The following is a 15,790-nucleotide window of genomic DNA, read 5'->3' on the forward strand; positions in this document are numbered from 1 at the left end:
GGCGCTTTCGCATTTATGGCAAAATGCCCCGCTCCATTCACCCGCCCCCATCCGGCTCGATGGTCCAGACAGCCGGCCCGGGCGCTTTCAGCAGGCCGTAGACGCACATCACGACATGACGGAAACCGTAGCACTCAAGATCGTCCAGCGCATCGCCACCGAACTGACTGTTCAACCCCGCCAGGTCGCCGCGGCGGTGCAACTCCTCGATGAAGGCTCCACCGTTCCGTTCATCGCCCGCTACCGGAAGGAAGTGACGGGCAATCTGGACGACACGCAGCTGCGCCACCTGGAAGAGCGCCTGCTGTACCTGCGCGAACTCGAAGACCGCCGCGCAACGATCCTCGCCAGCATCGACGAGCAAGGTAAGCTGACGGACGAATTGCGCACGGCCATCGACGCCGCCGACAGCAAGCAGGTGCTCGAGGATCTGTATCTGCCCTACAAACCCAAACGCCGCACCCGGGCTCAGATCGCCCGAGAAGCGGGGCTCGATCCGCTCGCACAGGCGCTGCTCGCGAATCCGCTGCTCGATCCGCAGACGGAGGCTGCCGCCTACGTCGACGCCGACAAGGGCGTCGCCGACGTGAAGGCCGCGCTCGACGGCGCGCGCGACATCCTGTCCGAACAATTCGGCGAAACGGCCGACCTGCTCGGCAAGCTGCGCGACTATCTGTTCAACCAGGGCATCGTGTCGTCGGCCGTCGTGGAAGGCAAGGAAACCGAGGAAGGCGAGAAATTCCGCGATTACTACGACTATTCGGAAACCCTCAAGACCGTGCCGTCGCACCGCGCGCTCGCCCTGTTCCGCGGCCGCAACGCCGGCGTGCTGACGGTCAAGCTGGGGCTTGGCGAGGAGCTCGACGCGCAGGTTCCGCATCCGGGCGAAGCGATGATCGCCCGACAAGTCGGGATCGCGAACCAGAACCGACCCGCCGACAAATGGCTCTCCGACGTCTGCCGCTGGTGCTGGCGCGTGAAGATTCAGCCGCATATCGAGACCGAGCTGCTCACCCAGCTGCGCGAAACCGCCGAGCATGAGGCGATCCGCGTATTCGCCCGCAACCTGAAGGATCTGCTGCTGGCCGCGCCGGCCGGCCCGAAGGCCGTGATCGGCCTCGATCCGGGGCTGCGCACCGGCGTGAAGGTCGCGGTCGTCGATCGCACCGGCAAGGTGCTCGCCACCGACACGATCTATCCGCACGAGCCGCGCCGCGACTGGGACGGCTCGCTCGCAAAGCTCGCCCGGATCGCCGCGCAGACGCAGGCTGAGCTCATCAGCATCGGCAACGGCACCGCATCGCGCGAGACCGACAAGCTCGCGAGCGAGCTGATCGCGAAGCATCCCGAGCTCAAGCTGCAGAAGATCGTCGTGTCGGAAGCCGGCGCATCGGTGTACTCGGCGTCCGAAATGGCCGCGAAGGAATTCCCGGATCTCGACGTAACGCTGCGCGGCGCCGTCTCGATCGCTCGCCGTCTGCAGGATCCGCTCGCCGAACTCGTGAAGATCGAGCCGAAGGCGATCGGCGTCGGCCAATACCAGCACGACGTGAACCAGCGCGAGTTGGCCCGCTCGCTCGACGCGGTCGTCGAGGATTGCGTGAACGCGGTCGGCGTCGACGCGAACACCGCGTCGGTGGCGCTGCTCGCGCGCGTGTCTGGCCTGAACGCGACGCTCGCGCGCAACATCGTCGACTATCGCGACGCGAACGGCCCGTTCCCGTCGCGCGACCACCTGCGCAAGGTGCCGCGCCTCGGCGACAAGACCTACGAACAGGCCGCCGGCTTCCTGCGGATCAATAGCGGCGACAACCCGCTCGACCGTTCCTCGGTCCACCCGGAGGCGTATCCGGTCGTCGAGCGGATGCTCGCGAAGATCCAGAAGCGCATCGACGACGTGCTCGGCAACCGTGACGCGCTGTCGGGCCTGTCGCCCGCCGAATTCGTCGACGAGCGGTTCGGCCTGCCGACCGTGCGCGACATCCTCGCCGAACTCGAAAAACCGGGTCGCGATCCCCGTCCCGAGTTCAAAACGGCCACTTTCCGCGACGGCGTCGAGAAAGTGTCGGATCTCGAACCCGGCATGATGCTGGAAGGCGTAGTGACCAACGTCGCGGCGTTCGGCGCGTTCGTCGACATCGGCGTACACCAGGACGGCCTCGTCCACGTGTCGGCCATGTCGACGAAGTTCATCAAGGATCCGCACGAAGTCGTGAAGGCGGGCCAGGTGGTCAAGGTGAAGGTGCTCGAGGTCGACGTGAAGCGGCAGCGGATCGCGCTCACGATGCGGCTCGACGACGAAGCGGCGCCAGGCGGCCGCAGCGGCGGCGCGCAGGATCGCGGCAGCATGCGCGGCAACGGGGGCGGCAGCCCGCGCCCGCAACGTTCCCGCGAGCCGGAAGCGGCCGGCGCGATGGCCGCGGCGTTCGCGAAGCTCAAGCAGCGCTGAGCCTGGCCGTCAGCGCCCGCGCCACGAAAAAGCCCGCCGTCACGGCGGGCTTTTTTACAGGTCGCAGCGGTATGTACACCGCTGCTTCGATGACGGGAGACCGCCGCGCGCTCGACGCTCGATATCGGAACCTGGCCGATGGCGGCCGACTCGACAAGGCCGAACGCCCTGCCCGACAAGCATGCGAACGAGCCGTCGCCCGTTCGCGTCGATCCTTCGAGCGCGCCGCGCTCAGATCTCGATCTTCGTCCCCAGTTCCACGACGCGATTGGCCGGGATGGCAAAGAAGTCGGTCGGCTTCGCGGCGTTCTGGTGCATCCACGCAAACACGCGCTCGCGCCAGATCGACATGCCGGGCAGATGCGTCGGCACCACCGTCTCGCGGGCCAGGAAAAACGACGTGTCCATCAGCTCGAAGGTCATGTCGTAGGTACGGCCCACTTCTTCGAGCACCGCCTTCACGTCCGGCGTCTCGTTGAAACCGTATTCGGCCTTCGCGATGTAGAGCCCGCCGCCCGCCTCCTGCACGGTGAGGCGCTCCTCGTCCCGGACATAGGGAATGTCGCGCGTCACGAACGTGAGGAAGATCGTCCGCTCGTGCAGCACCTTGTTGTGCTTCAGGTTGTGCAGCAGGCTGACCGGCACGAGCTTGTCGTTGCCCGTCAGGTAGATCGCCGTGCCCGACACGCGATGCGGCGGATGCGCGAGCAGCCCCTGCAGGAACGGCGTCAGCGGAATACCGTCGGCAGCCGTGCGCTCCTTGACGATATGCCGCCCCTTGTACCAGGTCATCAGCAGGAAGAACAGCAGCGCGCCGATGCCGAGCGGCAGCCAGCCGCCCTGCGCGACCTTCAGCAGGTTCGCGCCGAAGAAGCCCAAATCGATGATCATGAACACGCCGATGATGAACCCCACCAGCAATCGGTTCCAGTTCCAGACCTTCACCATCACGACGCAGGCCAGCACGGTGGTGATCACCATCGTCGCCGTCACCGCGATGCCGTAGGCCGCCGCGAGGCTGTCCGACGTCCTGAAGCCGATCACGATGCACAGGATCACGAACAGCAGCAGCCAGTTCACGACCGGCACGTAGATCTGCCCGATCGCCAGCTCCGACGTATGCAGCACCTTCATGCGCGGCACGTAGCCGAGCTGGATCGCCTGACTCGTAAGCGAATAGGCACCGGAGATCACCGCCTGCGACGCGATCACCGTCGCTACCGTCGACAGTACGACGAGCGGCAGCAGCGCCCATTGCGGCGCGAGCAGGTAGAACGGATTCTCGATCGCTTTCGGATCCTGGATCAGCAGCGCGCCCTGGCCGAAATAGTTCAGCACGAGCGAAGGCATCACGAGCACGTAGGCGGCGAGCCGGATCGGCCGCGCGCCGAAGTGGCCCATGTCCGCGTACAGCGCCTCCGCGCCCGTCAGCACGAGCACGACGGAGCCGAGCACGACGTACGCCTGCAGCACGTGCTCCGACATGAATGAAAATGCGTAGTACGGATTGATCGCGGCCATGATGGTCGGCACGCGCACGATGTGATACACGCCCAGCACCGCGATCGTGATGAACCACAGCACCATGATCGGGCCGAACAGTTTGCCCACCGTCGCGGTGCCGTGACGCTGGATCCAGAACAGCGCGATCAGGATCACGATCGTGATCGGCAGAACCAGATGCGACAACTGCGGCGTCGCAATCTCGAGCCCTTCGACCGCCGACATCACCGAAATGGCCGGCGTGATCACCGCGTCGCCGTAGAACATGCAGGCGCCGAAGATGCCGAGCGCCATCAGGAAGCCCGTCATGCGCTTTCTCGGATCGAGCGGCCGCAGCGCCAGCGCCATCAGCGCGAGCACGCCGCCTTCGCCGTTGTTGTCGGCGCGCATCACGAACAGCACGTACTTGACGCCGACGACGAGGATGATGGCCCAGAACAGCAGCGAGATCACCCCGAGAATCGAACCTTGCGTGAGAGGAATGCCGTGGGAAGGGCTGAACGCCTCTTTGAGGGAGTACAGCGGGCTGGTGCCGATGTCCCCGAAGACCACACCGATTGCGGCTATCGCTAGCGATTGCAGAGAATGCTGGCGCGTGGACGAGTGGTTCGTGTCGGTCATAAAAGCGTAGTAAATCCGTTCTGGGGTCGGAAAAAACGAGCGCTATTCTAACTGGGCACGCAAAAATGCCGCCTTTCGGTGTTGTCAACGCACCACGTGCGGCGGCAAGCCCAGTGTAGCATGGGCCCCCCGGTACACCCCTGCTCTGGGGCGCCATGATAGCCGCGCAACGATGACGTGCCTATCGGTTTCGCTCCGCCCCGCGCGCCGCCGTAAAAAAGCCGAAAAAAAACGGCGCCTGAAAGACGCCGTTTTTCGTGTCGACTTTACGGGAGGCTTACTTGCCCGCGCCGTCTTCGCGCTGCGCGTTGCCGCGCTTGATCCACGCGCCGAGATTGTGCGGCCGGACCGTATCCCATTCCTCGAACGGCTGGTGAATCCACGGATTCGTCGGCAGATACTGGACATGGTAATCCGGCTTCACCTTCGAGCAACCCTTGTACCAGAGCACAGCCGAGCGCACGGCGGTGATCGCCGGGTAGCGCTCTTTCAGATGCTGCTGGACGCGCGCGAGCGTCACGCCCGAATCGACCAGATCGTCGACCAGCAGCACGTTGCCCGACAGTTCGCCGCGCGTCATCGTGATGTATTGCGCGATGTCGAGATCGCCCTGCTCGTGGCCGGCAGCCTCGCGGTACGAACTCGTCGCGAGAATCGCGAGCGGCAGGTCGTAGATGCGCGACAGCTGATCGCCGACGCGCAGGCCGCCGCGGGCGAGGCACAGGATCTTGTCGAACTTCCAGCCCGAGTCGTGCACGGCGAGCGCCAGCAACTCGATAAGGCGGTGGTATTCGTCCCAGCCCACCCAGAGGTTCTTCTCGTCGTTACGCGGATCGGACATCACGATCGCAGGGATGTTGTTTTGCGTCATCGAAGCCTTACACCTTGAACGGGTGGCGCAGCAGGATCGTTTCGTCGCGATCCGGGCCCGTGGACACCATATCGACCGGCACGCCGGCCACTTCCTGGATACGCGTCAGGTAAGCGCGCGCATTCGCGGGCAACGCATCCCACGACTTGATGCCGACCGTGCTTTCCTTCCAGCCGCCGAAGGTCTCGTAGACCGGCTCGCAACGCGCCACCTCGGCCGCGCCGCGCGGCAGGATGTCGAGATCCTTGCCGTCGATCTTGTAGCCGACGCACAGCTTCACTTCGTCGAGGCCGTCGAGCACGTCGAGCTTCGTCATGCAGAGACCCGACACGCCGTTGATCTGGATCGAGCGGCGCAGTGCGGCCGCGTCGAGCCAGCCGGTACGGCGCGGACGGCCCGTGACCGAGCCGAATTCCTTGCCGACGTTCGCCAGCGTGACGCCAACCTGATCCTGACGCTTGGGGTTGTCCGCATCGTACAGCTCGCTCGGGAACGGACCCGCGCCGACGCGCGTGCAATACGCCTTCGTGATGCCGAGGATGTAGTTGAGCTTCTGCGGACCGACGCCCGCGCCCGCCGATGCCGCGCCCGCCACGCAGTTGCTCGACGTGACGAACGGATAGGTACCGTGATCGATATCGAGCAGCGTGCCCTGCGCGCCTTCGAACAGCAGGTTGTTGCCTGCATTGTTCACGTCGTACAGGCGGCGCGACACGTCCGTTACCATCGGCTTCAGACGGTCGGCATAGCCGAGCATCGTATCGAGCGTGGCCTGGAAATCGACCGCCGCGCCGCCGAGGTACTGGGTCAGCACGAAATTGTGGAAATCGAGGTTGTCGCGCAGGCGGTCGGCGAAGGTCTTCGCATCGAACAGATCCTGCACGCGCAGCGCACGGCGGCCGACCTTGTCTTCGTAGGCCGGACCGATGCCGCGGCCCGTCGTGCCGATCTTGCCCGCGCCGCGGCGCGCTTCGCGCGCCTGGTCGATCGCGATGTGATACGGGAGGATCAGCGTGGCGGCTTCGGAGATGAACAGGCGATCCTGGACCTTGAGGCCCGCGTCTTCCAGTTCGCCGATTTCCTTGAACAGCGCCTCCGGCGACAGCACCACACCGTTGCCGATGTAGCAGGCGACGCCTTCACGCATGATGCCCGACGGGATGAGGCGCAAGATGGTTTTCTTGCCGCCGATGATGAGGGTGTGGCCGGCGTTGTGACCGCCTTGGAAACGCACAACGCCTTGAGCGTGGTCCGTCAGCCAGTCGACGATCTTGCCCTTGCCTTCATCACCCCATTGAGTACCCACGACGACGACGTTGCGCCCGGGAGTCACGTTCACTGCGCTGGCAGACATGTTGATTTGATAGCTGGTTAAAAACGTATTCTACCTATGTTCGCCGCCGGTTCCGAATTTTTCCGTTTCGCTTCAACGATGTGGAACGCTAAAAGACCGGCGGAGCCTCGCGTCAGCGGGGTTCGACGACCCAGGCGCCGGCCTGTTCGACCAGCGCGCGATCGCACGCGAACTCGTCGAGGACATGATCGTGCCCCGGGAGGGCCTGGATCACCACCTCGCCCGCATCGCGCAATGCGGCGACCGCCGCGCGCAGCGCGTCGTCCTGCTTCCACGGCGCGAGGATCGCGGCGCCGCGCGCCTCGATCGGCGAGATCCGCGCGATTTCGCGCAGATCCAGCGAGAAGCCGGTCGCCGGGCGAGCCCGACCGTAGGCCTGGCCGACGTGATCGTAGCGGCCGCCGCGCGCGACCGCGTTCGGCACGCCATCGACGTAGGCCGAGAACATCGCGCCGCTGTGGTACGCGTAACCGCGCAGATCCGCGAGGTCGATCGCCACTTCGGCGTTCGTCACCTGCGCGGCGAGCTGCGCGAGGTCGTCGAGCGCCCGGGTGATTTCCGGCAGCGCCGGCAGCAGCCGGCGCGCATCGTCGAGCACCGACGCATCGCCGTAGAGACGCGGCAGCGCCCGCAGCGCCGCGCGGGTATCCGGGCTCAGATCGTCGGTCAGTTCGTTCAGCAGCGGCACGTCCTTGCCCGCGAGCGCATCGTACAGCGCCTCGCCGCGCGCGGCCGCGGCCGCGTCGCGCGAGAACAGCGCGCCCAGTACGCCGGCGTGGCACAGGTCGAGGCGGATTTTCGTCAGACCAGCGAGATGCAGCGCATCGAGCATCAGCTGCTGGATTTCGAGATCTGCCTCGAGGCCCGCGTGGCCGTAGATTTCGGCGCCGATCTGGATCTGTTCGCGCGTCGCGTGCAGACCGCGCGGACGGGTATGCAGCACGTTGCCGGCATAGCACAGGCGGGTCACGCCCTGGCGGTTCAGCAGATGCGCGTCGATGCGTGCAACCTGCGGCGTGATGTCGGCACGCAGGCCGAGCGTGCGGCCCGACAACTGGTCGACGAGCTTGAAGGTACGCAGCCGCAAATCGGCACCGCCGCTCGTCAGCAGCGACTCGAGATACTCGAGCAGCGGCGGCATGACCATTTCATAGCCATATGCGCGGAAGCGGTCGAGCAGCCTGCGGCGCAGTTCCTCGATCTTGCGCGCTTCCGACGGCAATACATCGGCGATATTCTCGGGAAGTAACCAGGTCGACATCGTTGCGGTCCTACGACGGGAAACACGGCGCGCGGCGGCGCGCCTCGGATTGACTCGGAAAAACGGGCGACCCGGACTCACGGATCCGGGAAGCGAAACAGGGAAACCACCGACGAACGGCGCGGCCGCCCGGATCAGGTGGCGAGCAGCAGCAGCGCCAGCCCGATCACCATGACGATCAGCCCGCCGATCCGAATGTGATGCGGGGGCCGTTCCGCTATTCTACGAAACGTGTCGCGCCAGGCGACCGGAAACACGAAGGGAAAGATCCCTTCGATAATCAGCATCAGCGCAAGCGCAAGCAGTAACGAGCCGGCCAGATCCATGCAATCGACAGCGCCGCGCGACGCGGCGCCCCTTGTGCGTCAATGTTTGCGGGGAGCGGCTGCCGGCGTCGCGGCGCCGCCCGTCGGGCTGCGCATGAAGCGGAAGAACTCGCTGTCGGGATCGACGACGATGATGTCGTGCGGCTTGAAGCTGTTCCGGTACGCCTGCAGGCTCGCGTAGAACTGATAGAACTGCGGATCGCGGCCGAACGCGTCCGCCGCAATCGCGGCCGCCTTCGCATCGCCCTCGCCCTTGATCGTCTGCGCCGACTTGTACGCATTCGCGAGAACCGCCTGCTGCTCGCGCCCGGCATCCGCCCTGATCTGCTCGGCCTGCGCCGCGCCTTCCGCGCTCACCTGGTTCGCCAACTGTTGCTGCGCGGCCGTCATGCGCTGGTAGGCGCTGTCCGCCATCGCCGCGGGCAGATCGACGCGGGTCAGCTGCACGTCGACGATGTCGACGCCGAAGCGCGTCGCGTCCGCCTGCAGCGCACCCTTCGTCTCGTCGGCGATCGCCTGCTGGCCGCCGATCGTGTCGCCGAGCGTGCGCTTCGCGATCGCGCCGCCCAGCGCGCCCTTGAGCGCGGTGGCGAGGCGATCGGCCGCGCCGCGCGGCGCGCCGGTCGTTTCACTGTAGTACTTGAGTACGTCGGCGATCCGGTACTTGACGACCGGGCTCACGAGAACGTCGTTCTTATCCGAGGTCGAATAACTCTGCGGATCGGCGGCATCGAGCGTCTGGATCCGGACGTCGACGGCGGTCGCCGTCTGCAGCGGCGGCGGCAACTTGAAGTGCAGACCGGGGCCGACCAGCGTCGGTGCCGCGCCATCGCGCGCGGACAATACCACCGCGTGACGCGGATCGACGACGAACACCGTCGACGACGCGACGAACGCGATAACCACGATCGCTACGACGAGCGCAATGATTCGATTCATGACATGCGCTCCTGGTTACTGCAGTTCGTCTTCGCGCGTACGGCTTCGGAAAGCCTCGCGCGAACGCAGCGCATCGCTGCCGGACGCCTGGCTCGCGGCACTCGCCGCGGCCGTGGCGCTGGAAGAGGCGACCGGCGCGCCGGCGGCCGCGCCGCTCGCGGGCGCCGGGGCTGCCGCCGCATTGTCCGCGGGTGCATCGCCGGCGCGCTGGCGGCCCTGCTCGACGATCTTGTCGAGCGGCAGATACAGCATGCTGTTGCCCGCCTTGTTGCCGACATACACTTTCGTGGTGTTGGAATAGATCTCCTGCATCGTCTCGAGGTACATGCGCTCGCGGATCACCGCCGGCGCCTTCGAATACTGCGCATAGACCTGCTTGAAGCGCTCGGCATCGCCCTCCGCCTGCGCGACCACGCGGTCGGCGTAGGCCTTCGCTTCATCGGTCATCTTGGCCGCGTCGCCCTGCGCGCGCGGCAGCAGTTCGTTCGCATAGGCTTGCGCCGCGGTCTTCGCGGCCTCGTTGTCCTGGCGCGCTTTCGCGACTCCGTCGACAGCCGCCTGCACTTGCTCCGGCGGCTGGATGCCCTGCACCGTCACCCCCGTGACGACGAGACCGGACTGATAGCGGTCGAGATCGGTCTGGATCGCCTTCGTGAGCTGATCGCGCAACGCGTCGCGATCCTGATTGAGCACATCGTCGGCGCTGCGCGCCCCGACGATGTTCCGCACCGCCGCCTGCGCGGCCTGCGACACGCTACGCTCGGGATCGACCGCGCGAAACAGGTAGTCGGTGGCCGACTTGATCTTGTACTGGACCGCGAAGCGCACATCGACGATATCGGCGTCGCGCGTCAGCATCGACGCATCCTTCACGTTCGCGAGCCGCACCACGTTGTTGCGGCCGACTTCGATCGAGCGCGTCTGTGCGGTATCGACGATTTCATGCGATTCGAACGGATACGGCATGCGCCAGTGCACGCCCTGCGCCACGGTGTCCTTGTACTGGCCGAGTTGCAGCACGACGCCCGTCTGCCCATCCTGAACGACGAAAATGCCGCTGCCGAGATAGACGGCGATCACCACGCCCGCAATGATGCCGACGCCGATCCGCGCGGTGCGGCCGTTGTCCGGACGGAAGCCGTTGTTGCCGCCGCCCTTGCCTTTGCCGCCGAACAGCCCGCTCAGGCGGCGATTGAAATTCCGCCACATCTCGTCGAGATCGGGTGGGCCGTCGCCGTCGCGGCCTTCCGGACGCTTCGGTTCGTTGGCGCGCGGTTTGTCGCCGTTGCTGTCTCCGCGTCCCCAGCGGGGATCGTTGATCGATAGCATGGCGCGCTTGCGCAGCCAGGTACTCCGCTCGTTGTAATCGTTCACCTGAGTTTGTTCACCAGATAAGGCGCCGGCGAGCCGGCGGGGGCCGGTTAGCCCCCGTGTTCGGAAACCGTGTGGTCTTCGTGTGGTTCTGCCGGCGGGCCGTCAAGCGGCTCGGCGCCGGAAAGATGTTCCGCGGTAGCGATCTCGGCGATGGCGGCACGCAACGCGTCCAGACCCTGGCCCGTGCGCGCGCTCAAAAAGACGCGCGAAATATTACCATACTCATCCCGCTCAACCGTGCCCCCTCGGGCTGCCAGCTCGGGGACCGCATCGATCTTGTTGAACACCAGGATCTGCCGGATCGAATCCGCCCCAATTTCGTGCAGCACCTCGTTGACCTGCTCGATCTGTTCGAGCCTCACCGCGCTCGATGCGTCCACCACGTGCAACAGCAGGTCGGCGTGAATCGTTTCCTCGAGGGTCGCCCGGAACGCCGCCACCAGTTGGTGAGGCAGCTCGCGAATGAAGCCGACCGTATCGGACACGACGATCTGACCGACCTCGTCGCCCAGGTACACGCGCCGCGACGTGGTATCGAGCGTCGCGAACAGCTGGTCCGCCGCATAGGCCTGCGCTTTCGTCAGTGCATTGAACAGCGTCGATTTGCCCGCGTTCGTATAGCCGACGAGCGACACCGACATGGTCCGGTTGCGTTCGCGCTGGCGGCGCTGCGTGTGATGCTGCCGGCGCAGCTTCTCGAGCCGCGATTTCAGCATCTTGATCCGGTCGCCGATCAGGCGGCGGTCTGTTTCGAGCTGCGTTTCGCCGGGACCGCGCAAGCCGATACCGCCCTTTTGACGTTCCAGGTGGGTCCACGCGCGAATCAGCCGGGTGGCCAGGTACTGGAGCTGGGCAAGTTCGACCTGCAGCTTGCCTTCGTGGCTGCGGGCGCGCTGCGCGAAGATGTCGAGAATGAGACTGGTGCGGTCGATCACGCGCCGGTTAAGCGCACGCTCCAGATTGCGTTGCTGGGCAGGCGCCAGCGCATGATTGAAGATGACGACTTCGACGTCGTTCGCTTCGCAGGCGAGCCGCAGTTCTTCGGCTTTGCCGCTGCCGACGAACATCGCGGCATCGGGGCTGGCACGGCGCCCCGTCAGGGTGACGGCGGGATGGGCGCCCGCGCTGGAGGCGAGCAGGCTGAGTTCTTCGAGACTGGCTTCGAAATCGGTTTTACCGAAATCGATGCCGACTAACGCTGCATTGATCAAATTGTCGGATATCAAAATAGAGCGGCTGGCATGTATCGCCGACGGCGACCTGATGCCAGCCGCGGCAATGGGTTAGGACGTCGCTTCCGCGTCCGGGTGGAAATTCACCGGCCGGGCCGGCACGACCGTTGAAATGGCGTGCTTGTAGACCATCTGGGTCACGGTGTTACGGAGCAACACAACGTACTGGTCGAACGATTCGATGTTCCCTTGAAGCTTGATGCCGTTGACCAGATAGATCGAAACCGGCACATGCTCTTTGCGCAGTGCGTTCAAAAACGGGTCTTGTAACAATTGCCCTTTGTTGCTCATGGCGTACTCCATCTTTTTTTGCAGGTTGATCTAGATTGGCGGCGAAGAAAAAGAGATCCGCCGTCAATCGCTACACTATAGCCGATTTTCCTCACCCGGCCCGACCACGGCCGTTCGGCCGATCCCTTGCCGGGCGGGGGAATTCAGCCTTTGTCCGCGTACGGGTTGTGTGACGAGCGGAACTCTATTCGCAATGGAGTCCCCGTCAGCGAGAAAGTTTCTCGGAAGCGGTTTTCAAGGTACCGCTTATACGTCTCGGTGACAGCATCGAGCGCGTTACCGTGGATTACGATGATGGGCGGATTCTGCCCGCCCTGGTGCGCGTAGCGCAGCTTCGGACGCACCGGCCCGCGACGGCGCGGCTGCTGGAATTCGACCGCTTCCATCAGCGCGCGCGTGAGTTTCGGGGTCGGCAGCTTGGCCATCGCGGCCGCGTACGCTTCGTCGACCGAGCGCAGCAACGGACCGATGCCGGTCTTCTCCGCCGCCGAAATGAAGTGAAACTTGGCGAACTCGAGGAACTTGAGCTTGCGCGTCAGATCCGCCTTGGTACGATCGCGCACGTGCGCATCGAGACCATCCCACTTGTTCACGCCCACCACCAGCGCACGTCCCTGTTCGACCACGAAGCCCGCGATGTGCGCGTCCTGATCGGAGATGTCCTGGCGCGCATCCAGCAGAAGAATGACGACGTTCGCGTCGGCAATCGACTGCAGCGTTTTCACCACCGAGAATTTTTCGATCGCCTCGAACACCTTGCCGCGCCGGCGCAGGCCCGCCGTATCGATCAGCGTATACGGCTTGCCGTTGCGCTCGAAGTCGACGTAAATCGAATCGCGCGTCGTGCCCGGCATGTCGAACGCAATCACGCGATCCTCGCCGATCAGCGTGTTGACGAGCGTCGATTTGCCGACGTTCGGCCGCCCGACGATCGCGATCTTGATGCCGCGCGTCGCCGCATCCGCGTCCTCTTCCTCCGGCTGGCCCGCATAGGCGACGCCGAGCGCCTCGTTGATCATCTCCGTGACGCCGTCGCCGTGCGCGGCCGAGATCGCGCGCGGATCGCCGAGCCCGAGCTCGTAGAAATCCGTCGCGACCGCGGTGTACTTCATCCCTTCCGCCTTGTTGACGACCAGGAAGATCGGCCGGCCGGTCTTGCGCAGATAGTCGGCGATCGATTTGTCCTGCGGCGCGAGGCCGTTGCGGCCGTCGACGATGAACACGACGACGTCGGCTTCCTCGACGGCCTGGCGCGTCTGGCGTGCCATTTCATGCAGGATGCCGTCCTTCGCGACGGGCTCGAAGCCGCCCGTATCGACCACCAGATAGGGCCGCTCGCCGACCCGCCCTTCGCCGTAATGGCGATCGCGCGTCAGGCCGGGCAAATCGGCGACCAGCGCATCGCGCGAGCGCGTGAGCCGGTTGAACAGCGTGGATTTCCCCACATTGGGGCGCCCAACGAGGGCAATGACCGGTTTCATCTGATGTCGTCTACGGTGAAACGCAGCAGAGGGAGGCCCGCTGCGGCGGGCGGCTGCGTTTAATGAAAATTAGCACGAATTGGCGCCGCTTCGGGAGCGGCGCCGCGGCGCACGTCCGGCGCCGGCGTTCCTTCTCGAACGGCTGTCGCATCCGACGACGGACCGAGCTCGCGTAGCCGGGGCGTCCCGCCGTCGTCAATCGTCTGCGCAAAAACAACGCGCGGCCCGCACCCTGGCGGAGCCGCGCAGATACTACACCCGCCGCGCTCAGCGCGGGCGGAAGCCGTAGATGCCGCCGTCCTGGGTCTGGATCACCAGCGTGTTGCCCGCCAGCACAGGCGCAGCCGTGATCGGGCTGCCGTCCGTCTTCATGCGGGCGATGAAGGTGCCGTCGTCACGGGACAGGAAATGCACATAACCCTGGTAATCGCCCAGCACCACGGCCCGGCCGAGCACGTACGGCACGCCCACGTCGCGGCTCTTCAGCTTGTCGTTGCGCCACAGCTGGTTGCCCGACGACGAATCGTACGCGGTCACCACCGACCAATCGTCGCCGCCCGCCACGACCGAATCATCCTGCGCGATGCCGCTGCGGCTCGAGAACGGCTTTTCCCACTGCGGACGGCCCGAATTCGCATCGAAACAGCCGAGCTGCCCTTGGAACGTCACCGCGCAGGTTTCCGCACCCACCAGCGTCGGCGGGCCGCTCACGTCGTTGATCCGTTCGACTTCCGTCACCCCCTTCGGAAACGAGACCGGGGTCTGCCAGAACGGGTCGCCCGTCTGCAGGTTGATCGCCACCAGCCCGCCGCCCGGGAACCCGGCCAGCACGGCCGCGTCGCCCGCGAACGTCATGCCCGACGACACCCGCAGGTTGAGCGGTACCGCGCGGTTCCGGTAATTCCACTTCTGCTCGCCCGTCTGTGCGGAAAATGCGATCACCTGGCCGTCGATCGTGCGGACCACCACGAGACCGTTGCCGACGAGCGGCGGCGAGAAAATCTCGCCCTGTACCGTGGTCTTCCACAGCAGCTTGCCATCGGGGCCCAGCACGAACACGCCGCCCTTCAACGCGCCGACCGCCGTCAGATTGCCGTCGCTGCCGACACCGGCGGACAGATCGGAACTCAGCTTCGTGCGCCAGACTTCCTGGCCCGTTTTCGCGTCGATCTTCTCGACCGAACCGTTCGCGCCGGCGACATACACCGCATCGCCCACGGCGACCGGAGAGAACGCATAGCGGCCGCCCTTGCTGACACTCGCCTTCCATACCTGCTGAACGTCGAGCACGGGTTTGATCTCGGTGAGCGGCGTCGGCACGCGGCGCGCGTCCTTCGATGACGAGCAGGCCGCCAGAACCAGGACGGCCGCCGCGCAGGCAACGGGTGCAGCGTAACGTTTCAGCAAATTCATCGGTGAGCGAAGCAAAGTTAGGTTGTTAAAACGGAGCGGGGGCGCTCAGCCGCCGAGCGCGTCCAGCTTGAATTGCACCAGTTGGCGAGCGGAGTCGTCCTGCTTCGGCAGCGTGTCGAGTGCAAGCTTGTACGCCGTCCTGGCGTCGTCGCTCTTGCCCTGAGCGGCCAGCAGATCGCCGCGGCGATCCGCGACGAGCGCCTTGAACGCCTCGGGCGGCGTGCCGGACAGCAGCGCGAGACCCGTGTCGTACGCTTTCTCGTCCAGCAGCAGCGTCGCCAGCCGCAATTTCGCGATCTGCTTGTAGTCGTCGTCGGTCGCGTGGTCGATCGCCCATTGCAGCTGTGCCTTCGCAGCCGCCAGGTCACCCGAGCCGTACAGCGACTTCGCCGCGGCGAGCGCCGTCATTTCGGCATAGGCGGTGCGGCCGAACTTGTCTTCCATGTCGGACGCAACCCGCGCAACCTTCGCCTTGTCGTTCGACGCGACGGCCTGCTGCACCTGCTCGTACAACACCGAGGCTTCCGCCGCCTGACGGCGCTGCCAGTAGTTCCAGCCGTTCCAGCCGGCCGCCACGACGAGCGCGGCGATCGCGATCCACGTCGTGAGATTGCCCCACTGGGCCCACCATGCTTTCAGGCTTTCAATCGATTCTTGTTCGTCGTGATAACTCAT

General features: G+C 65.3%; 13 protein-coding genes. 1 reads left to right on the forward strand and 12 read right to left on the reverse strand.

The features are described 5' to 3' along the window. The first annotated feature begins 115 nt into the window (after window positions 1–115). A complete protein-coding gene (locus RZR99_RS05495) occupies window positions 116–2,449 on the forward strand; it encodes a Tex family protein (RefSeq protein WP_323118731.1) in 2,334 nt (777 codons plus the stop codon). A 231-nt stretch (window positions 2,450–2,680) separates the two neighbouring features. On the opposite strand, the gene RZR99_RS05500 is transcribed toward RZR99_RS05495, so the two are convergent. The 12 genes from RZR99_RS05500 to RZR99_RS05555 all read right to left on the reverse strand — a co-directional run bounded on the left by RZR99_RS05500 (window position 2,681) and on the right by RZR99_RS05555 (window position 15,790). After that, window positions 2,681–4,573 (reverse strand): potassium transporter Kup, encoded by a 1,893-nt coding sequence (locus tag RZR99_RS05500; RefSeq protein ID WP_323118732.1) that lies wholly within the window; start codon window positions 4,571–4,573, stop codon window positions 2,681–2,683. A gap of 277 nt (window positions 4,574–4,850) precedes the next feature. Further along, complete coding sequence (locus tag RZR99_RS05505; RefSeq protein WP_323118733.1) at window positions 4,851–5,444, reverse strand: phosphoribosyltransferase; 594 nt, start codon at window positions 5,442–5,444, stop codon at window positions 4,851–4,853. Between the two features lie 7 nt (window positions 5,445–5,451). Next, on the reverse strand, window positions 5,452–6,798 hold the full coding sequence (locus RZR99_RS05510) for an adenylosuccinate synthase (protein ID WP_323118734.1): 1,347 nt from the start codon (window positions 6,796–6,798) through the stop codon (window positions 5,452–5,454). A 112-nt stretch (window positions 6,799–6,910) separates the two neighbouring features. Continuing rightward, entirely contained in the window at window positions 6,911–8,059 is a 1,149-nt protein-coding gene (locus RZR99_RS05515) for an ATP phosphoribosyltransferase regulatory subunit (RefSeq protein WP_323118735.1), read from the reverse strand. 134 nt (window positions 8,060–8,193) lie between these two features. Further along, window positions 8,194–8,385, reverse strand: a complete 192-nt coding sequence (locus RZR99_RS05520) for a DUF2065 domain-containing protein (RefSeq protein ID WP_323118736.1) — start codon at window positions 8,383–8,385, stop codon at window positions 8,194–8,196. Window positions 8,386–8,424: 39 nt separating this feature from the next. Next, window positions 8,425–9,324: a protease modulator HflC gene (gene hflC / locus RZR99_RS05525; RefSeq protein WP_323118737.1), complete on the reverse strand. Its 900-nt coding sequence runs from the start codon at window positions 9,322–9,324 to the stop codon at window positions 8,425–8,427. Window positions 9,325–9,339: 15 nt separating this feature from the next. Further along, complete coding sequence (hflK, locus tag RZR99_RS05530) at window positions 9,340–10,698, reverse strand: FtsH protease activity modulator HflK (protein ID WP_323118738.1); 1,359 nt, start codon at window positions 10,696–10,698, stop codon at window positions 9,340–9,342. Window positions 10,699–10,745: 47 nt separating this feature from the next. After that, entirely contained in the window at window positions 10,746–11,909 is a 1,164-nt protein-coding gene (hflX, locus tag RZR99_RS05535) for a GTPase HflX (protein ID WP_323118739.1), read from the reverse strand. Between the two features lie 72 nt (window positions 11,910–11,981). After that, on the reverse strand, window positions 11,982–12,221 hold the full coding sequence (gene hfq, locus RZR99_RS05540; RefSeq protein WP_047901242.1) for an RNA chaperone Hfq: 240 nt from the start codon (window positions 12,219–12,221) through the stop codon (window positions 11,982–11,984). A gap of 143 nt (window positions 12,222–12,364) precedes the next feature. Beyond that, window positions 12,365–13,702: a ribosome biogenesis GTPase Der gene (gene der, locus RZR99_RS05545; protein ID WP_323118740.1), complete on the reverse strand. Its 1,338-nt coding sequence runs from the start codon at window positions 13,700–13,702 to the stop codon at window positions 12,365–12,367. Window positions 13,703–13,969: 267 nt separating this feature from the next. Beyond that, window positions 13,970–15,115, reverse strand: coding sequence for an outer membrane protein assembly factor BamB (gene bamB, locus RZR99_RS05550; protein ID WP_323118741.1), 1,146 nt, complete (start codon window positions 15,113–15,115; stop codon window positions 13,970–13,972). Window positions 15,116–15,160: 45 nt separating this feature from the next. Then, window positions 15,161–15,790: a tetratricopeptide repeat protein gene (locus RZR99_RS05555; protein ID WP_323118742.1), complete on the reverse strand. Its 630-nt coding sequence runs from the start codon at window positions 15,788–15,790 to the stop codon at window positions 15,161–15,163.

Origin of the sequence: Burkholderia alba, from assembly GCF_034721475.1 — a bacterium.
Taxonomy (GTDB): domain Bacteria; phylum Pseudomonadota; class Gammaproteobacteria; order Burkholderiales; family Burkholderiaceae; genus Burkholderia; species Burkholderia alba.